This is a genomic window from Rhodovulum sp. BSW8 (assembly GCF_003314725.1).
GTDB classification, from domain to species: Bacteria; Pseudomonadota; Alphaproteobacteria; order Rhodobacterales; family Rhodobacteraceae; genus Rhodovulum; species Rhodovulum visakhapatnamense.
On sequence record NZ_QNVX01000011.1, the window covers coordinates 116,507 to 135,710 of the forward strand.

18 protein-coding genes are annotated in these 19,204 nt (G+C 69.3%); 3 read left to right on the plus strand and 15 right to left on the minus strand.

The features are described 5' to 3' along the window. Positions 1-5: 5 nt before the first annotated feature. Genes DSD19_RS07815 through DSD19_RS07835 form a run of 5 tightly spaced genes read right to left on the minus strand, consistent with a single transcriptional unit; the run spans position 6 to position 4,588 of the window. Entirely contained in the window at positions 6-749 is a 744-nt protein-coding gene (locus tag DSD19_RS07815) for an SDR family oxidoreductase (RefSeq protein WP_243627815.1), read from the minus strand. Beyond that, entirely contained in the window at positions 746-1,300 is a 555-nt protein-coding gene (locus DSD19_RS07820; protein ID WP_113669164.1) for a DUF3833 family protein, read from the minus strand. The genes DSD19_RS07815 and DSD19_RS07820 overlap by 4 nt, the downstream gene beginning before the upstream one ends. Further along, positions 1,297-2,532 (minus strand): MFS transporter, encoded by a 1,236-nt coding sequence (locus DSD19_RS07825; RefSeq protein WP_113669165.1) that lies wholly within the window; start codon positions 2,530-2,532, stop codon positions 1,297-1,299. The genes DSD19_RS07820 and DSD19_RS07825 overlap by 4 nt, the downstream gene beginning before the upstream one ends. Continuing rightward, the gene (locus DSD19_RS07830) at positions 2,532-3,296 is read right to left on the minus strand and encodes a DUF1365 domain-containing protein (RefSeq protein WP_113669166.1); all 765 of its coding nucleotides are present in this window, start codon (positions 3,294-3,296) and stop codon (positions 2,532-2,534) included. The genes DSD19_RS07825 and DSD19_RS07830 overlap by 1 nt, the downstream gene beginning before the upstream one ends. After that, the gene (locus DSD19_RS07835; RefSeq protein WP_113669167.1) at positions 3,293-4,588 is read right to left on the minus strand and encodes an NAD(P)/FAD-dependent oxidoreductase; all 1,296 of its coding nucleotides are present in this window, start codon (positions 4,586-4,588) and stop codon (positions 3,293-3,295) included. Before DSD19_RS07835 ends, DSD19_RS07830 begins: the two co-directional genes overlap by 4 nt. Positions 4,589-4,754: 166 nt before the next feature. Here DSD19_RS07835 and DSD19_RS07840 point away from each other — a divergent pair, with 166 nt between their 5' ends. Then, positions 4,755-5,408: a sigma-70 family RNA polymerase sigma factor gene (locus DSD19_RS07840; RefSeq protein WP_081381977.1), complete on the plus strand. Its 654-nt coding sequence runs from the start codon at positions 4,755-4,757 to the stop codon at positions 5,406-5,408. A 16-nt stretch (positions 5,409-5,424) separates the two neighbouring features. Beyond that, entirely contained in the window at positions 5,425-6,084 is a 660-nt protein-coding gene (locus DSD19_RS07845; protein ID WP_113669169.1) for a ChrR family anti-sigma-E factor, read from the plus strand. A gap of 9 nt (positions 6,085-6,093) precedes the next feature. Here the strand turns inward: DSD19_RS07845 and DSD19_RS07850 are convergent, their stop codons facing one another. The 9 genes from DSD19_RS07850 to DSD19_RS07890 all read right to left on the minus strand — a co-directional run bounded on the left by DSD19_RS07850 (position 6,094) and on the right by DSD19_RS07890 (position 17,773). Beyond that, positions 6,094-7,266, minus strand: coding sequence for a DNA recombination protein RmuC (locus DSD19_RS07850; protein ID WP_113669170.1), 1,173 nt, complete (start codon positions 7,264-7,266; stop codon positions 6,094-6,096). Then, positions 7,263-9,110 carry a DNA mismatch repair endonuclease MutL gene (gene mutL / locus DSD19_RS07855; protein ID WP_113669171.1) on the minus strand — a complete coding sequence of 616 codons (1,848 nt, stop codon included), beginning with the start codon at positions 9,108-9,110 and terminating at the stop codon, positions 7,263-7,265. Before mutL ends, DSD19_RS07850 begins: the two co-directional genes overlap by 4 nt. A 42-nt stretch (positions 9,111-9,152) precedes the next feature. After that, entirely contained in the window at positions 9,153-10,469 is a 1,317-nt protein-coding gene (locus tag DSD19_RS07860) for a pitrilysin family protein (RefSeq protein ID WP_113669172.1), read from the minus strand. After that, on the minus strand, positions 10,466-11,845 hold the full coding sequence (locus DSD19_RS07865) for a pitrilysin family protein (RefSeq protein ID WP_113669234.1): 1,380 nt from the start codon (positions 11,843-11,845) through the stop codon (positions 10,466-10,468). The genes DSD19_RS07860 and DSD19_RS07865 overlap by 4 nt, the downstream gene beginning before the upstream one ends. 106 nt (positions 11,846-11,951) lie before the next feature. Beyond that, positions 11,952-12,473: a DUF3035 domain-containing protein gene (locus DSD19_RS07870; protein WP_108028316.1), complete on the minus strand. Its 522-nt coding sequence runs from the start codon at positions 12,471-12,473 to the stop codon at positions 11,952-11,954. A 53-nt stretch (positions 12,474-12,526) separates the two neighbouring features. Next, positions 12,527-12,997 carry a signal peptidase II gene (gene lspA, locus DSD19_RS07875; RefSeq protein ID WP_075783836.1) on the minus strand — a complete coding sequence of 157 codons (471 nt, stop codon included), beginning with the start codon at positions 12,995-12,997 and terminating at the stop codon, positions 12,527-12,529. A 3-nt stretch (positions 12,998-13,000) separates the two neighbouring features. Further along, complete coding sequence (gene purH, locus DSD19_RS07880; RefSeq protein ID WP_113669173.1) at positions 13,001-14,590, minus strand: bifunctional phosphoribosylaminoimidazolecarboxamide formyltransferase/IMP cyclohydrolase; 1,590 nt, start codon at positions 14,588-14,590, stop codon at positions 13,001-13,003. A 4-nt stretch (positions 14,591-14,594) separates the two neighbouring features. Further along, on the minus strand, positions 14,595-16,382 hold the full coding sequence (locus DSD19_RS07885) for a heparinase II/III family protein (RefSeq protein ID WP_113669174.1): 1,788 nt from the start codon (positions 16,380-16,382) through the stop codon (positions 14,595-14,597). Positions 16,383-16,480: 98 nt separating this feature from the next. Next, positions 16,481-17,773 carry an RsmB/NOP family class I SAM-dependent RNA methyltransferase gene (locus DSD19_RS07890; RefSeq protein WP_113669175.1) on the minus strand — a complete coding sequence of 431 codons (1,293 nt, stop codon included), beginning with the start codon at positions 17,771-17,773 and terminating at the stop codon, positions 16,481-16,483. 70 nt (positions 17,774-17,843) lie between these two features. Here DSD19_RS07890 and DSD19_RS07895 point away from each other — a divergent pair, with 70 nt between their 5' ends. Next, the gene (locus tag DSD19_RS07895; RefSeq protein ID WP_075783832.1) at positions 17,844-18,041 is read left to right on the plus strand and encodes a DUF1674 domain-containing protein; all 198 of its coding nucleotides are present in this window, start codon (positions 17,844-17,846) and stop codon (positions 18,039-18,041) included. A gap of 152 nt (positions 18,042-18,193) precedes the next feature. Here DSD19_RS07895 and DSD19_RS07900 read toward each other — a convergent pair whose 3' ends face one another. Then, on the minus strand, positions 18,194-19,171 hold the full coding sequence (locus DSD19_RS07900; protein WP_371412549.1) for a zinc-dependent alcohol dehydrogenase family protein: 978 nt from the start codon (positions 19,169-19,171) through the stop codon (positions 18,194-18,196). Positions 19,172-19,204: the final 33 nt, after the last annotated feature.

Below are 19,204 nucleotides of genomic sequence, written 5' to 3' on the forward strand. Positions count from 1 at the left end.
AAGCGTCAGCCCTTGCGTGCAAAAAGCGGGAAATAAATCCAGTCGGGCAGCAGCTGGGTCAGCCGCAGAATCCACGAGAACAGCGTCGGGAAGCTGCGCGACATCGCGTCCGACATCATCAGCTCGACATATTCATGCGCGGCCTCTTCCGGCGTCATGATGAACGGCATCGTGAAGTCGTTCTTTTCGGTCAGCCGGGTCTTGACGAAGCCCGGGCTCGCGATCTGGACCTTGACGCCGGTGCCGCGCAGATCGGCCTGCAGGCTTTCGCCCAGCGACATCAGCCCGGCCTTGGACGCGCCATAGCCGATGGCCCCCGGCAGCCCGCGATAGCCCGCAAGGCTGCCGGTCAGCACGATATGGCCGCGGTCGCGGGCCACGAACCAGGGCACGACATGGCCCAGCACGCGCGCGGCGCCCGTCAGGTTGACGTCGATCATGGTCTCGACCTGCTCGGCATTCCAGTCCTGCGCCGTCATCGGCCAGTAGGTGCCCGACACATAGATCATTCCGTCGATCTCGCCGACCGCTTCGACCGCGGCCTTGACCGAGGCCGCGTCGGTGACGTCCACCGGGACCACATCGGCCTTGCGCGGCAGCGATGCTGCCAGCTCGTCCAGCCGGTCCGTGCTGCGGGCGCTGAGCACGAGGTTGACCCCGAGCGCCCCCAGCCGTTCCGCCAGAGCGCGGCCGATGCCCTCGCTCGCCCCGATGATCCAGTAGCGTTTTCCGATCCAGTCCGTCGTCACGCGGCCTCCTTCGGGCGCATCGTCGCCACCAGCTCGGCGACCAAAAAGCCGAACTTGCGGAACTGGCTGCGATTAACGATCGCCCCGTTTTCCATCAGATACATCCAGTCGGTCACCGCCAGCACATGCCCGCCCGAATCCTCGGGCAGCCGGATGCGGTAGCGGAGGTTTACCCCCGATCCCCTCTGCATGCCATGCCCGGAGCCGACAAGATCCGGAGCATCGGCCGTAATCGACCCATCGTTTTCAAGGCGGAAGGTCCATCTGCGACTTTGGGTAGCACCGCTGTCATAACGGAATTCCTCGGCCATCGTTCCGGTATTGCCGTCCCATCGGGCCAGAAAATCCCCGGTAAAGCGCGACACCACGCGGCCGGTCGGGCCGTAGATCACGCCCTCGCAAAGAATGGGGCCGTCAAGATGGCGGCGCAGGTCGAAGGCGGGTCCCTTGCCGTCGTAATCTGCGGGGGTCTGCGCCTCGAAGCCCAGATAGCGGGTCTTGAGCGCGACAAGGGCCAGCGCCACCGCCAGCCCCAGGACGAATGCGATCATCCGATCGTCTCCCTGTTGAGCGGGGTCGCGACCAGAAGCGCGACCGCCACGAGTTTGAGGGCGCAGGGCAGGGCCGCGTAAAGCAGGCTCAGAACCACCAGCGCCCGCGCCGGAGAGGTGGCCTCTCCGGGCTGGAACCCCGCCCCCTGCAGAAGCGGCAACAGCGCCACCGCCGCAAGCGCGAGGGTGAATTTCGACACGAAGGACCAAAGCCCGAAGGCCTGCCCGGCATTGGGCGCGATCCGTGCCATCCGGGCGGCGAAGATCGCGGGCAGAAGCGTCATGTCGGCCCCGAGCGCCGCGCCCGAGGCCAGGCAGATCGCGGCGAAGGGCAGGGTGTCGCCCGGACCCAGCAGCGTGGCGAAGCCGAAGGCCAGGATCGACAGGCCCATGCCCGCCAGAAGCGCGGGCTTTTCCCCGACCCGGCGCGCGGCCAGTCCCCAGAAAGGGGCCGAGGCGGCCGCCGACAGGAAGAACAGCAGCAGCAAGGGTCCCTCGAGCCCCGGAGCCTCGAGCCGACTTTCGACGAAGAAGAGAAACAGCGTCGAGGTCACCGCGACCGGTGTCGCGTTCACCAGCGCCAGAAGCAGCAGCCGCCGCGCGACCGGATCGGCCAGAACCCTGCGCCAGTCCGAGTGCCCGGGGGCCGCGGGCAGGGTCCAGTCGCGCCGCATCGCCACCGCCGCGATCGCCGCCAGCACGGCGAAACCGGCGGCAAAGGCCGCGAAGGGCGCGTCGGTCACCCCCATCAGCAGCGTCGGCGCGACCGCCGCTGCCGAGACCCCCAGAAGCGCCCCGGTCTCGCGCCAGGCGGCCAGCCGCACATGCCCGCCCGGCCCCATCCGGCCCGCCCGGGCCACGCCCTGGGCATAGAAGGTGATGGTCAGGAAGCTGAAGGCGGTAAACAGCCCGGTCAGGGTCAGCGCGAACCACAAAAGCGGCGCGACCGGCGGCGTCACCGCGAAAAGCCCTGCCATCGAGGCCGCCAGCAGAACGACCGCCCCCGCCACCGCGGCGGGCCGCCAGCGGTGCAGCCGTTCGGACAGCCAGCCCAGCACCGGGTCCTGCACCACGTCCAGCAGCCGCAGCCCGAACAGCACCGCGCCCAGCGCGGCAAGGCCGACGCCGTGCTGGTCGACATAGACCTTGGGCGCGTGGATGTAGATGGGCAGCCCGGCCCCCGCCAGCATCGCCGCGAAAAGCGCGTAGCCCGGCAGGGGGGCTGCCCGCATCAGGTCAGCTCTTCGGACGGCGGCTTGGGCCGGGTCCGGTATTTCGCGCCCTTCAACGCCAGCCGCAGCGCATGCCAGTAGATCAGCACGATCACCCGGCGCGACCCGAAGGGCCGCCGCAGGGCGCTTTTGAGGATGGCCCAGGTGCTCAGCGGCCGACGCGGCCCGGTCAGGGTGGCGTAAAGTCCTTCCTCGCCCCCGGCGGAAAAGTCGATCCAGATCCCGACCTTGTCAGGCCGGATGTCGAAGCGGAACCGATAGCCGCCCGAAATCGGCTGGAACGGCGAGACATGGAAGATCTTGGTTGCGGTCAGGATGTCGGTGGGTTCGATCGGGCGCTGGTCGGGATGGCAGCACAGATAGCAATGCCGGTCGCCGAAGGTGTTGTTCACCTCGGCGATCACCGCGCGCAGCTGGTCTTCGGTGTCATGGCAGAGCCAGAAGCTGACCGGGTTGAATTCGTGGCCCAGGACGCGCGGCAGGGTCATCAGCTCGATCTTGCCGCGGATCGCGAACAGATCGCGCGCCTTCAGCACCTCGCGCACCCAGGCCGCGCCGCGGCCCTGGCCCTTGGGACCGCCGTGATCGCTGTCGAGTACCGCCATCGACTTGCCGGGCTCGCGCCCGAACCAGCGCGGCGCCTTCAGGTCCTGGGCCTCGGCATCGAAAAGCACGTAATCGACCGTATGGGCCAGCTTGTGCCCGACCTGACCGCGCCGTTCGTGAAAGGTCTTGCCCCGGATATGCTCTACAACCGCCGTCATGCCGCCACCGCCTCGGGCCGCCCGCGCAGAATGGCCTCTGCCACCTCGATGCCGCTTGCCAGCCCGTCCTCGTGAAACCCGTTGCGCATCCAGGCGCCGCAGAACCAGGTGCGGTTGGTGCCGTTCATCCGCCGCACCGTCTGCTGCGCCTCGAGCGCCCCCCGGTCATAGACCGGATGCCGGAAGGTGACCGTGTCATAAATCAAGTCGTCCCGGATCGGCCGCCGACTGTTCAGCGTGACGAAAAGCGGATCGTCCTCGGGGATCGGCTGCAGCGAGTTCATCCAGTAGGTCAGGTCGATCCGCTCGGCCCGGGCGCCGGAGTCCTCGGCGTAGTTCCAGCTCGACCAGACCGCGCGGCGTTTGGGCATCACGGAAAGGTCGGCATGCAGCACCGCCTCGTTCGGCTGATAGCGCACGGCCCCCAGCGCCGCGCGTTCCTCGGGCGCAGCATCGGCCAGCATCGCCAGGCTGTCATCGGAATGGGTCGCAAAGACCACCTCGTCGAACCGCTCCCACGCGCCGCCCTGGGCGCGGATCTCGGCGCCCTCGGCATCGCGGCGCACCGCCGCGACCGGCGCGGCCTTGCGGATCTCGACGCCCTGGGCGGCCAGCGCGGCCTCGAGCCTGCGCACATATTCGACCGACCCGCCCTCGACCGTGTACCACTGATGCTGGCCCGAGGTGCTCAGAAGCGCGTGATTGTCGAAGAAGTTGACCAGGGCCTGGGCCGGGAAATCGAGGATGCCCTGGCTTGGCGTCGACCAGATCGCGCCCGAAAGGGGCAGCAGATAGCGGTCGCGGAACCAGTCGCCGGTCCCGAGCGCGGCCAGGAAATCGCCTAAGGAAACCGACGGATCGCGGGCCTCGTCCCGTGCGCGGGCATTGAAGCGGGTGACATCGCGCAGCATGCCCCAGAAGCGCGGGTTCAGCGCGTTCGCGGGCTGGGCGAAGACCGCGCGGAGGTTTCTCAGCCCGTATTCGAAGGCCCCGCCATCGAAAGAGGCGCCGAAGCTCATGTCGGATTTCGCCACCGGCACGCCGAGCTTTTCGAACAGCCGCACCATATGCGGGTAGTTCACCCGGTTGAACACGATAAAGCCGGTATCCACCGCCCGGTCGCCCTGTCGGCCCGCCAGCACCGTGCGGGCATGCCCGCCCAGTCGCCCCTCGGCCTCGAACAGCGTCACCCGGGCGCTTTCGGCCAGCAGATGCGCCGCGCCAAGCCCCGAGATGCCGCCCCCGATCACGGCGATGCGCCGGCGATGCCCTGCGGCGGTGTCGATTGCCATTGCGTTATGCTCCTGTCTGCCCCGTGCTCGGATATGGGCCTTCGGGGGCGTCTGTCCAGAACCTGGGCGCCTTTGTCCCGCACCGTTCCGTCCCGTTCCGGCGGCAGGCTGGCGTTTTTTTCGGCATCGCGGTGATCCGGATCGGCGTCTGCTGCGTAACACGACCATGATGCACGGCTTGCAGGCCAGCCAGTTTGGGGATGAAGCCAGGAGGGCACCGCCCTATCTTGGGAGAAATGAACCATTTCTGCGCAGGACCGAGGCTGACGTCGTGAGTGAAAGACAGACGGCCGACACCAGATGGGTGACGTGCGTGACACGCATCCGGGACGAGCGGGACCAGACCGCTTTTGCCCGGCTGTTCGCGCATTTCGCCCCCCGGGTGAAGGCGTTTTTGATGAAATCCGGGGCCGATGCGGCCCTGGCGGAAGAATGTGCGCAGGAGGTGATGGCGACGGTCTGGCGCAAGGCGCATCTGTTCGACCCGGAACGGGCCAGCGTGGCGACATGGATCTTCACCATCGCCCGCAACCGGCGGATCGACGCGCTGCGCAAGCAGCGGCATCCCGAACCCGAGGATCTGCCCTGGGGCCCGGAACACGAGCCCGACCAGACCGAGACGCTGGCCCTGCAACAGGAAAGCGAACAGCTCGGGCGCGCGCTTCAGGCGTTGCCCGAGGCCCAGAGGGTGCTGATCGAACGGGCCTATTTCGGCGAACTCTCGCATCGCGAGATCGCGGCGGAAACCGGCCTGCCGCTTGGCACGATCAAATCGAGGATACGGCTGGCGCTGGATCGCCTGCGCCAGGAGATGACATGAGGATGCGACCGGACCCATGACGACGCCCATCACCCACCACCTGACCGACGATATCCTGATGGCCCATGCTTCGGGCAGCCTGCCCGAGGCCTTCGGGCTGGTCGTCGCGACCCATGTATCGCTGTGCGACGAGTGCCGGGCCCGGCTGGCCGGATACGAGGCGGTGGGCGGCGCGGTGCTCGAGGATTCGGACCCGTCCGTTGCCATGGCCGAGGACAGCCTTGCCGCGACGCTCCGGCTGATCGCGGCCATGCCCGAGGACGACCGCATCGACGCGCCCGCGCCCGCCGAGGGTGGCGTCTTTCCGATGCCGCTGCGCGACTATGTGGGCGGCGATGCGGATGCGGTTCAATGGCGCGCGCTGGGCGGCGGGGTGCGGCAGGCGGTGCTGCCCACCGCCCGGGACGCGACCGTGCGGCTGCTGTATATCCCCGCGGGCATGGCGATGCCCGATCACGGCCATGGCGGGATGGAACTGACGCTGGTGCTGCAGGGCGCCTTCGAGGATGCGGGCGGCCGCTACGGGCGCGGCGATGTAGAGGTTGCGGGCGAAGACCTCGACCACACACCGGTTGCCGCCCCCGGCCCCGACTGCATCTGTCTGGCCGCGACCGACGCGCCGCTGAAATTCCACGGCCTGCTGCCGCGTCTGGCGCAGCCCTTCATCGGGATCTGATCGGCCGCCCTATTCGGCGGGCCGGGGCAGGGGCGGCATCATCTCGTCCTGCTCGGCCCCCAACTCCTCGAAATCGAGGTTGTCGAGCCGGGCCGCGCGCTTGCCCGCGCGCTCGGCCGCGACGCCGATGCCTTCCAGATCGGCGCGGGCCTGACCGAAATGGGTGGTCAGCCGGTCGACCCGTTCCGCCACCAGTTCGACATCGCGATGCAACTGGCGCAGCGTGCGCCGGATGGCGCCTGCCTGGTCGCGCATCCGCGCGTCCTTGAGGATCGCCCGCATCGTGTTCAGCGTCGCCATGCAGGTGGTGGGCGACACGATCCAGACCCGTGCCTCGAAGCTTTCGCGCACCAGATCGGGGAAATTGGCGTGCAGTTCCGCATAGACCGCCTCGGAGGGCAGGAACATCAGCGCGCCGTCGGCGGTTTCTTCGGCAATGATGTATTTCTGCGAGATTGCCCGGATATGGGTCCGGACGGCGGTGCGGAAGGCGCGCGCGGCCTCTTGCCGGTCCCACTGGGTTTCGGCCCGGCGCAGCGCCTCGTAGGCTTCCAGCGGAAATTTCGAATCGACCACGATGGGCCCGGGCGGCTTCGGCAACCGGATCAGGCAATCGGCCCGCTTGCCGTTCGACAGCGTCGCCTGCAGCACATAGCTGTCCTTGGGCAGCGCCTTGCCGACGATATCTGCCAGCTGGATCTCGCCAAAGGCGCCCCGGGTCTGCTTGTTCGACAGGATGTCCTGCAAAGACAGCACGTTGCCCGACAGCTTTTCGATATTCTCCTGCGCCCGGTCGATGGTGGCCAGCCGTTCCTGCAACTCGCCCAGCGACAGCGCGGTGCGGCGCGAGGCGCCTTCGAGATTGCGGTTCATCCGTTCGGTGACTTCGGCCAGACGGCTTTCCATCAGCCGCAGCATGTTGGCCTGCGCCGCCGCCTGCGCCTCGGACACATGGGTCAGCCCGCCCGCCAGCCGCTGCTGCCCCTCGCCCAGAGCATCGACCCGCCGCGCCAGCCGGTCCATCTGGTAGATCAGCGGCGCGGCCATTTCGGCCGAGCGCCCGGCCCGGCGCACCGCCGCGATCAGAAGCCCCAGCACCAACAGGATCAGCGCCGCCGCCCCGCCCGCCGCCAGCACGACAGGATCGTCATAGGCATAGGCCTGGCCCAAGACCTCGATCATGTGCGCCCGAACAGCCGTTCGATGTCGGACAGTTTCAGTTCGACATAGGTCGGGCGGCCGTGGTTGCACTGGCCCGACAGCGGCGTCGCCTCCATCTCGCGCAGAAGCGCGTTCATCTCGTCGGCGCGCATCCGCCGCCCCGAGCGGATCGAGCCATGGCAGGCCACCCGGCTGAGGATCGCGTCAAGCCGCGCCTGCAGGGTCTGGCTGTCGCCCTGATCGGCCAGTTCGTCGAGGATGTCGCGGATCAGCGCCCCGGCATCGACCTCGCCCAGCAAAGCGGGCGTCTCGCGCACCGCGATGGCGCCCGGGCCGAAGGGCTCGACGGTCAGGCCCATGCGGGTCAGGTCGGCCTCATCCTCCATCAGCCGGGCGATGTCGCCCTCTGACAGCTCGACGATTTCGGGGATCAGCAGCGCCTGCGCCGCGATGCCCCGCTCGGCCATCTGGCGTTTCAGCTTCTCGTAAACCAGCCGCTCATGGGCGGCATGCTGGTCGACGATGACCATGCCGCGTTCGGTCTGGGCGATGATGTAATTCTCGTGCAATTGCGCCCGGGCGGCGCCCAGCGGCAGCGCCTCGGCCTCGGGGGCAGGGGCTGCGGTCTCGAACCGGGCGGACGGTTCGGCAAAGCCTTCGGCCAGCGGCGCCTCCGGCGCGGCGGGGGCCTGCGCGGCATAGGACAGGCTCAGCGCGCGAGGCGAGGGGCGGTCCATCTGGTAGACCCGCGGCGGGCCGGAAGGCTCTGGCCGCATCGCCCCCAGCGTCGCGCCCGCCACGGTGCTGGACGCCCGGTGCCCGGCCCCGGCCAGCGCATGGCGCAGCGCCGAGACGATCAGACCGCGCACGATGCCCGGCTCGCGAAAGCGGACCTCGGCCTTGGCGGGGTGGACGTTGACATCGACCAGATGCGGGTCGCAATCGATGAACAGCGCCGCCGCCGGATGCCGGTCGCGGCTGAGCACGTCCATATAGGCGGCCCTCAGCGCCCCGATCAGCTGCTTGTCGCGGACCGGACGCCCGTTGACGAAGAAGAACTGCGCGACCGCCGCGCCGCGCGAATAGGTCGGCAGGGCGGCGAAGCCGGTCAGGCCGAAGCCTTCGCGCTCGGCCTCGATCTTGAGCGCGTTCTCGGCAAAATCGCGGCCCATCACCGCGACGACCCGGCCATAAAGCGCGTCGAACAGATCGCCCGTCTGCGCATCGGCGCGGAAGATCACGCGGCCCTCGCCGCCGTCCGACATGTCGCGCAGCGAAAAGCCGATGAAGGGCTCGGCCAGCGCCAGCCGTTTCACCACATCGCCGATGGCCTGCGCCTCGGCCCGGTCGCTGCGCAGGAATTTCAGCCGCGCGGGCGTCGCGAAGAAAAGATCGCGCAGCTCGACCACGGTGCCCCGGTTCAGCGCCGCCGGTGTCACCGGCCCGGCCGCGCCGCCGGTCACCGCGATCCGCGCGGCCTCGGCGCCGTCGCGGCGCGAGGTGATGGTCAGCCGCCCGACCGCCCCCAGCGAGGGCAGTGCCTCTCCACGAAAGCCGAAACTGCGGATATCCAGAAGGTCCGAACCGTCGATCTTCGAGGTCGCATGGCGCGACAGCGCCAGCGGCAGATCCCCGGGCGCCATGCCCCAGCCGTCGTCGGTGACCCGGATCAGCCCCTTGCCGCCCTGGGCATAGGCGACCTCGACCCGGCGCGCGCCCGCATCTATGGCGTTCTCGACCAGCTCCTTCACCGCCGAGGCGGGACGTTCCACCACCTCGCCCGCAGCAATGCGGTTGATGGCGGCTTCGTCAAGCTGACGAATTATTGGGGGGGCCGGGCGAATGTTGGGGGCGGGGGAGGTCATGCCACAATTTCTAGCACGCCCCCCGCCGATTCGACCATGGGGTCAGTTGGTGGTCTCAAGCCCCTGAGGCTGACCCACCACAATGAACTGTAGATGCGCGGGATCGAGCCAGTCTGCCGCCACGCGCCGCACATCGTCGAGCGTCACGGCGCGGATCCTGTCGTTGCGGGTCTTGACGTAATCGGGCGTCAGCCCCTCCATCTGCATGCCGACGAGAATGCGCGCGATCGGGCCGTTGCCGTCAAAGCGCAGCGGATAGGCGCCGGTCAGGTAGGTCTTGACCTTCGCAAGCTCGTCTTCGGTCGCGCCTTGCTCGGCCATCCGCGCCCATTCGTCCCGGATCACCTCGACCGCCTCGGCGATCTTGTCATTGCCCGAGGCGACCTGACCCATGATCAGCGCCGCATGATCCATCGGCATCAGGTAGGAATAGACGCCATAGGTCAGCCCGCGCTTGACCCGGACCTCTTCCATCAGCCGGGCGCCGAAGCCGCCGCCGCCGAGGATCTGGTTCATCACGAAGGCCGCGAAGAAATCGGGATCGTCGCGGTCGAGCCCGCGCTGGCCGAACACGGCCACCGATTGCGGCGTGTCGAAGGGCACCACGGTCACCCCGCCCGCAAGGTTCAGGGGCGCGGGCCCCGGCATCGGCGCGCCGGTCTCGGGCAGATCGCCGAGAAGCGTATCGAGCATTTTGCCCAGATCTTCGGCCGAGATGTCGCCTGCGGCGGCCACATACAGCCGGTCGCGGGCGATCACCCGGTCGCGGGCCGCGATCAGGTCGTCGCGGGTCAGGGCATTCACGCTGGCCTCGGTGCCGCTGATCGGGGTGGCATAGGGGTGGTCGCCGAAGGCGATCCGGTCGAAGGTCTGTCCCGCGATGGCATTGGGATCGGTCGCGTCCGAGCGGATGCCCGAGATCACCTGGGCGCGCACCCGGTCGATGGCGTCCTGATCGAAGCGCGGCGCGACCAGAGCCTGACGCAGAAGCCCGACCGCCCGGTCGCGGTTCTCGGTCAGCATCCGGGCCGAGACCGCCAGCGAATCCGAACTCACATCGAAGCGGAAGCTTGCCGCCAGCGCGTCGCGTTCGCGGGCGAAGGTGCGCGCATCCATCTCGCCCGCCCCTTCCTCGAGCAACCCGGTCATCAGGTTGATGGCGCCGCGCTTGCCCGGCGCATCGAGGCTGGCCCCGCCCTGAAACCGGATCTCGACCGAGACGAAGGGCACCTCGTGGCTTTCGACCAGCCAGGCATGGATGCCGCCGGGCGAGGTGACCTCCTGGATCTCGACCTCGGCCCGCAGCGGCAGCGCGGCGAGCAGGACGAAGGCGAAGCTGCTGAAGACGGCGCGGATCATTGGGTCACCTCCTGCGAGCCCGTGGGAATCGTGGCAGGCGCGTCGGAGGGCGCGACGCCGGGCGGGGTTTCGAGCCAGCCGGTGACCGAGGTCCGCGGGTCCAGAACGGCGCGCGCCGCCTCCATCACGTCCTCGGGCGTGACCTCCTGCAGGATCTCGGGCCAGGATTGCACATCCTCGACGCTCATGCCCACCGCCAGCGCCGCGCCATAGCGCCGGGCCAGCCCCTGGATATTGTCGCGGGCATAGAATTCCGAGGCGCGCAACTGGGTCTTGATGCTTTCGAACAACGCCGGATCGACGCCCTGATCGAGAAACTCGGCCAAAGCCTTGTCGAGCGCAGCCTCGGCCTCGCCCAGCGAGACGCCCTCGGCGGGCACCACGACAAACCCGAAGGTGGTCTTGTCGAGCGACAGCCCGTCATAGAAGGCCGAGCTGTAGATCGCGGTGCGGCTGTCGAATTGCAGCTTGTCGCTGAGCACCGAATTGGTGCCCGAGCCGCCGAGCATCTCGGCCAGATAGGTCAGAGCGGCGGCCTGTTTCTGATCGCCCGGGTCGCGTTCGGGCGCCAGATAGGTGCGGATCACGTAGGGCTGGGCGACGCGCGGGTCCTCAAAGGTCAGATGCCGGGCGGCCAGCTGCGGCGGCTCTTGCGGGCGCAGCCGCGGCGGCAGCGTCTCCGATGGGGCCAGCGGGCCGTAATGGGCCTCGGCCATTGTTTTCACCGCTTCGGGCTCGACATCGCCCGCAACCACCAGCACCGCGTCATTGGGCGCGTAAAAGGTGCGGTAATAGGCCAGCGCGTCGGCCCGGCTCAGCCCCTCCATCTCGTGGCGCCAGCCGATGATCGGGATGCCGTAGGGGTGGTTCAGGTACTGCGCCGCGTTGCGCTGTTCGGAAAACAGCGCGCCGGGGTCGTTCTCGGTGCGCTGGTTGCGCTCTTCGAGGATCACGTTGCGCTCGGTTGCGACATCCTCTTCCGACAGCTTCAGCCCGGTCATCCGGTCGGCTTCGATCTGCATCATCAGATCCAGCCGGTCGGCGGCGACACGCTGGAAATAGGCGGTGTAATCCCAGGAGGTGAAGGCGTTGTCGGACCCGCCGTTTTCCTCGACGATCCTCGAGAACTCGCCCGGGCCGACCGCGTCGGTGCCCTTGAACATCAGGTGCTCCAGGAAATGGGCGATCCCGGACTTGCCGGGCGGTTCGTCGGCGGCACCGACCTTGTACCAGACCATCTGCACCACGACCGGCGCGCGGTGATCCTCGATCACCACCACCTCCATGCCGTTCTGCAGCGTGAAATCGGTCACCTTCTCGGCGCGGGCAATCCCGGCCGTCGCGATCAGGGCCAGGACGGCCAGCCGGATCGGCATCATCGCTTGTCTCTCCTCGGGTCAGGCGGCATGAGGCAAGCTACCGCGGCGCCCGGGGTTTGCAACCGGCGCCACGCAGATGTGAGCGACCGCTATGGCCGCCCTGTTATTTCAGACCTTCGGGGGGCGCGCTGACATTGCGCACGCCGCGCGCGCGCCAGCGTTCCAGTTCCTCGTACTGGTTCAGCGCCTGACGGCTGTAGGCCTTGTAATAGACGGTCACGTTGAACCAGCGTTCCAGCAGGCGGCCGTCATGCTTGCGGCGGTATTCGAGGTCTTCCTGCGCCAGCGTCTGGCGGATCGAGGGATCGACCCCGAACCGGCCGACCTGCGCCATCAGACCCGGATCTCCGCCCGTTCCGCGCGCGGCATTGCCGCCCAGCGCGGCGATGGCATCGGCCTCGGGCGTCGGATCGACCAGATTCGCGCCGCCCGGCGTCGGCGCGGGCAGGCTCGCCACGTCCTGGGGCATTTCCAGCGGCTTGTTCGGCACGACCGAGAATTCGTCGGGCCCGCGCTCGGCGCCGCGCAGATGCATCAGTTTCGGCTGATAGTCGTCGCCACGGCTGCAGCCCGACAAGGCAGCCGCCATGGCCGCCCCAAGAACCAGTATCCGTGCCGATCGCATCCGCAGTCCCCTCCGTCCGGTCTGGCCCTCTTTAGCGCAGCTTGCAGGGCGCGTCACGGGGTCTTGTCCTTCCCCGTGTACAGCACGAGCCCCAGCGCGCCGGCAAAGATCGCCACATCGGCGACATTGAAAGCATAGGGATTGTCGATGCCGCAACAGGACATGTTCAGGAAGTCGGCCACCGCCCCGTACAGCACCCGGTCGAGTGCATTTCCCAAAGCGCCGCCGATCAGCAGCCCGGCCGAGACCAGTGCTGCCGGACGGTGCCGCCCGCGCGCCATCCAGATGGCAACGCCCGCCGAAATCGCCAGCGACACCCCGATCAGCAGCCAGCGGGCCAGATCGGCGTCATGCGCGAACAGGCCGAAATTGACCCCCCGGTTCCAGGCCATCCGGAAGGTCAGATAGGGCGGCCAGACGTCGATGCGCTGATCGAGCGCAAGGCCCATGTGGAAGACCACATAGACCTTGCTGGCCTGGTCAAGCAGGAAGACCAGCGCCGCGACAAGCCCGAGCCGCCGCATCGCTCAGTGCCGGAAATGGCGCATGCCGGTCAGCACCATGGCCAGCCCCGCCTCGTCGGCCGCCGCGATCACATCCTCGTCGCGGATCGACCCGCCGGGCTGGATCACCGCCGTCGCGCCTGCCTCGACCGCGGCCAGCAGGCCGTCCGAGAAGGGGAAGAAGGCGTCGGACGCCACCGCACAGCCCTTGGTCAGCGGTTCGGACAGACCCAGCGCCTCGGCCATGTCCTCGGCCTTGCGCGCGGCGATGCGGCAGGAATCGACCCGGCTCATCTGGCCCGCGCCGACGCCGACGGTGGCGCCGTCCCTGACATAGACGATGGCGTTCGACTTGACGTGCTTGGCCACGGTCCAGGCGAACAGCATGTCGGCGATCTCGGCCTCGGTCGGCGCGCGTTTGGTGACCACCTTCAGGTCAGAGGCCTCGATCCGGCCATTATCCTTGTCCTGCACCAGGAACCCGCCCGAAACCTGCCGGTAGGTCAGCGCGGCGGCAGCCGGGTTGGCCAGCCCGCCGGTGGTCAGCAGCCGCAGGTTCTTCTTGGCGGCGAAGATCTCTTTCGCGGCATCGTCGGCAGCGGGCGCGATCACCACCTCGGTGAAGATCTCGCTGATCGCCCTGGCGGTCGGCTCGTCAAGCTTCATGTTCAGCGCGACGATGCCGCCGAAGGCCGAGGTGCGGTCGCAGTCGAAGGCGCGCCGATAAGCCTCTTCCAGGGTCGTGCCACGGGCCACGCCGCAGGGATTGGCATGTTTGATGATGGCGCAGGCCGGGCCGCCCGCGGGCAGGAACTCGCTGACCAGCTCGAAGGCGGCATCTGTGTCGTTGATGTTGTTGTAGCTCAGCTCCTTGCCCTGCCATTGCTTGGCGGTGGCAACGCCGGGCCGGTCCGATCCGTCGATGTAGAAGGCGGCCTGCTGGTGCGGGTTCTCGCCATAGCGCAGCCCCTGGGCCAGCGCGCCCGCGAAGACGCGGCGGCGCGGCTGGGTGTCGCCCAGCGCGTTCGCCATCCAGGTCGAGACGGCGGCATCGTAGGCCCCGGTCCGGGCATAGGCGATCTGCGCCAGCTTCTTGCGGAACTTCAGGCAGGTCGCGCCGTCATGGCGGTCAAGCTCGCCCAGCAGCCGCGCGTAATCCTCGGTATCGACGACGACATTGACGAAGGCGTGGTTCTTGGCCGCGGCGCGGATCATTGCCGGGCCGCCGATATCGATATTCTCGATGCAGTCGTCATAGTCGGCGCCCTTCGCGACGGTGGCCTCGAACGGGTAGAGATTGACCACCAGCAGGTCGATCGGGCCGATGCCGTGTTCCTCCATGGCCATCACATGGGCCTCGTTGTCGCGCAGCGCCAGAAGCCCGCCATGCACCATCGGATGCAGCGTCTTGACCCGGCCGTCCATCATCTCGGGAAAGCCGGTGACCTCGGACACGTCCTTGACCTCGAGCCCCGCCTCGCGAAGCGCCTTGGCGGTGCCGCCGGTCGACAGCAGTTCGACCCCCCGGGCGGCCAGCGACCGGCCGAGATCGATCAGCCCGGTCTTGTCGGATACGGAAAGGAGCGCGCGGCGCACGGGCACGAGATCGGTCATCGGATCAGTCCTTCGTCATTGAATGGGGGCGAGTCCAGGGGGCTGCTGTATCGTCGAATTCGTCTTCGCGCTCAAGGTCCCGCGGGGCCTGCGCGCCTTCATGGGCCTTGGCCAGCGTCCAGCCGACGACGCAGGCCGCATCGGTCACCCGCGCCGACAGCACGATTTCCTGGCTCGCGCGCGGCGCGGGCCTGCCCGTTTCCAGATAGACGCTTGGCGCCAGCGACAAGGTCGCCGCGCCATCGTGGCGAAACACCCAGATCTCGCCGCTTTTGGGGGCCAGCGACACCGCCGAACCGCCCAGATCCAGCGCCGCATCGATTTCGGGGTGCAGATGGAAATGGATCGAGAAGGCGATGCCCTCGCCGTCCGAGCGCGCCAGCGCCCGCTCGAAGGCCGCGCGTTCCTCGGGGGTGAAGGCCGCCAGCGTGTCCTCGCCCGACAGCGCGCGCCCGTCATAGGCGAGGTTCAACTGGCGCACATGGGTCAGCCCGTGGGTCGTGGAATAGCCGTCATGCCAGGCGGTCAGCGCCTGCCCGGCCTGCCCGGTCTCGGCCCGCCATTCGACCGGCCCCGGGATCTCTGTCAGAAGTTGCGGCCTTCTGCGCCGCCGGGGCGCCAGCCGGGACGAGGAAAAGCCCTCGATCGCCAGCGTCGAATGCGACCGCGTCGCGCGCCCGGCCATCCGCCAGCCCGGGCCGAAGGCGCCGCCCGTGCCGCAATTGACAATTACCGGCCGCCGCCCCGAGGTCAGCTCGAAGGCCAGCGTCGAGGCATGGGCCTCGGCCGAGGCCGGTCCCGCGGGCGGCGGCGCGGCATCGACGATGACCGTCGTCCGCCCCGAGGCAAGCCGGGCATAGCCCATGGCCAGCGCCCTCAGCGCGCGCGGCTTGACCCCCGCCGCCGCCAGCGCCTGGTCGAGCCGTCCTTCCGGCCCGCGCCCGCCGCCGTGAAACCGCGCCAGCCCGCCATCGGCATGGCGCAGCGCGCGCAGCACCGGCGCGATCCGCTGGATCGCCGCGCGATGCCCCTGCCAGGCGGGGCGCTTGGCCAGCGCAAGCGCCGCCTCGGTCCAGCCCAGAAGGGTCAGCACCTCCAGCAGCTCCTCGGGGTTGCGGGTGGCCAGCGCCCCGTCATCGGCAATGTCGGTGTCGCAGGCGCGGTCGAGGGCGGCCAGCGCCTTGGGCAGGTGCCGCCCCATCCCCTCGAGGCAGAGCGCGCCGTAGATCAGCCCGGCCAGCGCCTCGAACCGGGCAAGCCCGGGCGGCGCGTTGCGCCAGCGCCGCGCCAGAAACGCGGTCTGCCGCGCCAGCGCCAGATGCAGCCGCGCGCGCCGGGCCTCGTCCAGCCCGGCCTCGATGAAGCGCGCGTGATGGATCAGACGGATGGTCCGGCGCCCGGCCAGTTCGGGCGTCCAGCCCGGCCCGCCGCCCCGGCCGAACCGTTCGATCCAGCCCAGCGTCCAGTCCTGGGCGGCGGTCCGCGCCTTGCCGTCCGCCGCCGCCGCCAGATCGTCGAGCCAGCCAAAGCCCTGCCGGTCGGCCTCGAACCGCGCGCCGGGGCTGGCGACGTCCCAGATCCCGGTGCCCGGCGCCTCGACCGCGCCGCCGTCGAACAGGAACCGGCCCGCGCAAAGCTGGCGCCCGCGGGCGAAACTGCCGACCGAGCGCGGCTCGGGTTGCAGCACCAGGCGCAGCACAGGCCGGCCAAGCGCACTCAGCCGGGCGTGGAAACGATTGCTCCACGCGCCGCGCCGGACGGGCGGGAACTCGGTATCGGTCGGGCCTGCCATGGTCGGGCTTCGTTCTGTCGGGCTCTTGCCTGCCGCCGGACCATACCGGGCCGGTCACCGGGTGTCACCGGAGAATTGCGCCCGGTTCGGGGCGTCGCTCAGGCGGGTTTGCGGAGCCCGGCGATGAAGAACCCGTCCAGGCCGCCGCGGTCCGCCCAGAAATCGGGCCTGAGCCGCAGCGCCTCATGGGCGGCACGCCAGCCGGGGTCGATCCAGGGGGCCTCGAAGGCGATGGGGGCCAGATCCGGGTGGCGGTCCAGCGCCGCCGCCAGCTGCGCCTCGCCTTCTTCGGGCAAAAGTGAACAGGTGCAGAAGATCAGCCGCCCGCCGGGGGCGAGCAGGCCGAGCGCCCGGTCGATCAGCGCCGATTGCAGCGGGAAAAGCGGTTTGACCGACGCGCCATCCTTGGCGAAGGGCAGATCGGGATGGCGCCGGATCGTGCCGGTGGCAGAACAGGGCGCATCCAGCAGGATCGCATCGAAGCGCTGGTCGGTGTCCCAGTCCAGCGCATCCGCGACGACGAGCGTGGCCGTCAGGTCGGTGCGGGCGAGGTTCTCCTCGACCCGCGCCATGCGCTGCTCTGAAATATCGAGCGCGGTGACCGTGGCGCCCGCCGCCGCCATCTGCATCGTCTTGCCGCCCGGCGCGGCGCACAGGTCCAGAACCCGTTCGCCCGGGCGCGCCGCCAGAAGCCGCGCGGGCAGGGAGGCGGCCGCGTCCTGCACCCACCAGGTGCCCTCGCCATAGCCCGGCAGCGCCGAGACCTGCACCGACCCCGCGATCCGCACCGACCCGGTGGGCAGCGCCACGCCGCCCGTCGCCCCGGCCAGCGCTGCGGCATCGCCATCCTTCGGCGTCAGGTCGAGCGGCGCGCCCGCCGCATGGGCCGCTTCGATGCCGACCACGGCCGCCCGCCCCCAGGCGCTGTCGAGCCGTCCGCGCAGCCAGCCCGGCAGACGCGGCGGCGGCAGCGCCAGCCAGTCGCTGGCGGGCAGATCGGCCACCTTGCGCAGCACCGCATTGACCAGCCCCGCCAGCGCCTCGGTCCTGCGGTCGGCCCGCGCCAGCGCCACGGCTGCGTTGACTGCGCCATGGGCCGCGGCGCCGCCTTCCAGCATCTCGACCGTCGCGAGCCTGAGGATGGCGTGGACCGGCGGCGGCGGGGGGCGGCGCAGGAAGGGTTTCAGCACCGCATCGGCGCGGCCCATATGCCGCAGCGTCGAGACCGCCAGCCGCTGGGCGCGGGCGCGGTCAGAGGGCTCCAGCGGCTCCAGCGGGCCGTCGGGTCCGGCCAGTTCCGCGACCAGCCGCCGGTCTTCCAGCACCGCGCGGATCAGATCCAGCGCCGCCGCCCGTGCGCGTTCGGTCCCGCGTTCCCGTGGCTCGTCCATTCCGGCCCCCGCTTGCTCCATGCCGCGCCCCCGGTATATCACCGGACCGCAACCGGCAAGGAGGCGCCCGATGTCCGACGACGCTGAAGACACCCCCCGCAAGGATCTGCCGCCCGCCGCCCGGCGCGCGCTGGCCGAGGCCGCGGAACGCCGCAAGGCCGCCGAAGCCGCCGAAAAGGCCCGGCCGGTCGAACTGGGCGGCCGCGACGGCCCCGATCCGGTCCGCTATGGCGACTGGGAGAAGAAGGGCATCGCCATCGACTTCTGATCGGGGGCATCGACCCCCCCGGGGGGGGGGCGAACGCCGCGGGGCCATATGACCATTCGGCGCCGAATGGATGGCAACGGATCCGATTCCGGGAACGGCCCATCGACCCGGACTGCCCGCGCGCCACCCGGGCGGGACAGGGCCGCCCTTCTTCAGGCAAGGCCGGACATGTCGAGGATGGGCTTGCGCCCCCCGGGTCTCTCGGCCTCGGCAAGCGCCTTCGGCCAGTCCCGCGCGGGAAAAACCCTGGGATCCGGGGGCGGGGTCTCTGCCAGCATCGACCAGATGTCGGCGAAGGCGTCCCGCATGCCCGGCCCCACCGGGGATGGCAGGTGATCGCGCAGGTGAAACCGATGATACGACGCTTTGGTCCCTGCGCCGACCATCACTGGCCTGCCCGTGAGAAGCCCATAGGCGACAAAGTCGGCCCCGCGCCGCATCCGCCCCAGAACGCCGCTTGCGATGTCGCCCCCCAAGGCGTCGAAGGCGATGTCGGCCCCTGTGGACGCCCTCGAGATCGCGACGGAATCGACTGTCGAGACCGGCTCTATCCCGATTTGGCGCAGGCGATCCGTCCGGCTTTCGGAACGATAGATGCCGACGACATGGCGGGCCCCCTGACGGATCGCCCAGCGGCCCAGATATTCGGCACAGCCCGACCCCGCGCCGCATAGCAGGACGGTCTTGTCCCGAACCGGCCAGCGCCGCAGCATCGTGGCGGCCGCCAGCGGATTTATGTAGGCGCGCGCCGCGACGAGATCGGAAATCGCCTCGGGCACCTGCACAGCACAGGTTGCGGGACAGTCCACATGGGTCTGCCAAGTGCCTTCGCCCCGCAAGGGCAACACGCGTCGTCCCAGCATATGCGAGAATTCGGCGGGGGCCTCGACCACGCGGCCGACGCCTTCGTATCCTGCCACGGCCGGAAGCACGACCCTGTGCGCGTAGGCCCCGGTGATCGGTATCAGATCGGACGGGTTGACCGGAACATGCGTTACTTCAACCCGCAGGACCCCGGAGGCGAGTGGCGGACGGTCGGTCTCGATCAGCTCAAGAACCGATCGCGGGGCGCCAAAGCTCTTGTAAATGAATGATTTGCGCGTCCTGCGCGGGGAGTGGTCCTGAGGCATGAGCTGCCTTAGCCCAGCCGCAGCTCTCTGCAA

Excerpts from the sequence above, each read along its gene's own strand:
- DSD19_RS07890 (WP_113669175.1), bottom strand. The coding sequence starts at position 17,773 with ATGGACGAGCCACGGGAACGCGGGACCGAACGCGCACGGGCGGCGGCG.
- DSD19_RS07885 (WP_113669174.1), bottom strand. The coding sequence starts at position 16,382 with ATGGCAGGCCCGACCGATACCGAGTTCCCGCCCGTCCGGCGCGGCGCG.
- DSD19_RS07870 (WP_108028316.1), bottom strand. The coding sequence starts at position 12,473 with ATGCGATCGGCACGGATACTGGTTCTTGGGGCGGCCATGGCGGCTGCC.
- mutL (WP_113669171.1), bottom strand. The coding sequence starts at position 9,110 with ATGACCTCCCCCGCCCCCAACATTCGCCCGGCCCCCCCAATAATTCGT.
- DSD19_RS07850 (WP_113669170.1), bottom strand. The coding sequence starts at position 7,266 with ATGATCGAGGTCTTGGGCCAGGCCTATGCCTATGACGATCCTGTCGTG.
- DSD19_RS07840 (WP_081381977.1), top strand. The coding sequence starts at position 4,755 with ATGATGCACGGCTTGCAGGCCAGCCAGTTTGGGGATGAAGCCAGGAGG.
- DSD19_RS07860 (WP_113669172.1), bottom strand. The coding sequence starts at position 10,469 with ATGATCCGCGCCGTCTTCAGCAGCTTCGCCTTCGTCCTGCTCGCCGCG.
- DSD19_RS07830 (WP_113669166.1), bottom strand. The coding sequence starts at position 3,296 with ATGACGGCGGTTGTAGAGCATATCCGGGGCAAGACCTTTCACGAACGG.
- DSD19_RS07845 (WP_113669169.1), top strand. The coding sequence starts at position 5,425 with ATGACGACGCCCATCACCCACCACCTGACCGACGATATCCTGATGGCC.
- lspA (WP_075783836.1), bottom strand. The coding sequence starts at position 12,997 with ATGCGGCGGCTCGGGCTTGTCGCGGCGCTGGTCTTCCTGCTTGACCAG.
- DSD19_RS07820 (WP_113669164.1), bottom strand. The coding sequence starts at position 1,300 with ATGATCGCATTCGTCCTGGGGCTGGCGGTGGCGCTGGCCCTTGTCGCG.
- DSD19_RS07865 (WP_113669234.1), bottom strand. The coding sequence starts at position 11,845 with ATGCCGATCCGGCTGGCCGTCCTGGCCCTGATCGCGACGGCCGGGATT.
- purH (WP_113669173.1), bottom strand. The coding sequence starts at position 14,590 with ATGACCGATCTCGTGCCCGTGCGCCGCGCGCTCCTTTCCGTATCCGAC.
- DSD19_RS07895 (WP_075783832.1), top strand. The coding sequence starts at position 17,844 with ATGTCCGACGACGCTGAAGACACCCCCCGCAAGGATCTGCCGCCCGCC.
- DSD19_RS07835 (WP_113669167.1), bottom strand. The coding sequence starts at position 4,588 with ATGGCAATCGACACCGCCGCAGGGCATCGCCGGCGCATCGCCGTGATC.
- DSD19_RS07900 (WP_371412549.1), bottom strand. The coding sequence starts at position 19,171 with ATGCCTCAGGACCACTCCCCGCGCAGGACGCGCAAATCATTCATTTAC.
- DSD19_RS07825 (WP_113669165.1), bottom strand. The coding sequence starts at position 2,532 with ATGCGGGCAGCCCCCCTGCCGGGCTACGCGCTTTTCGCGGCGATGCTG.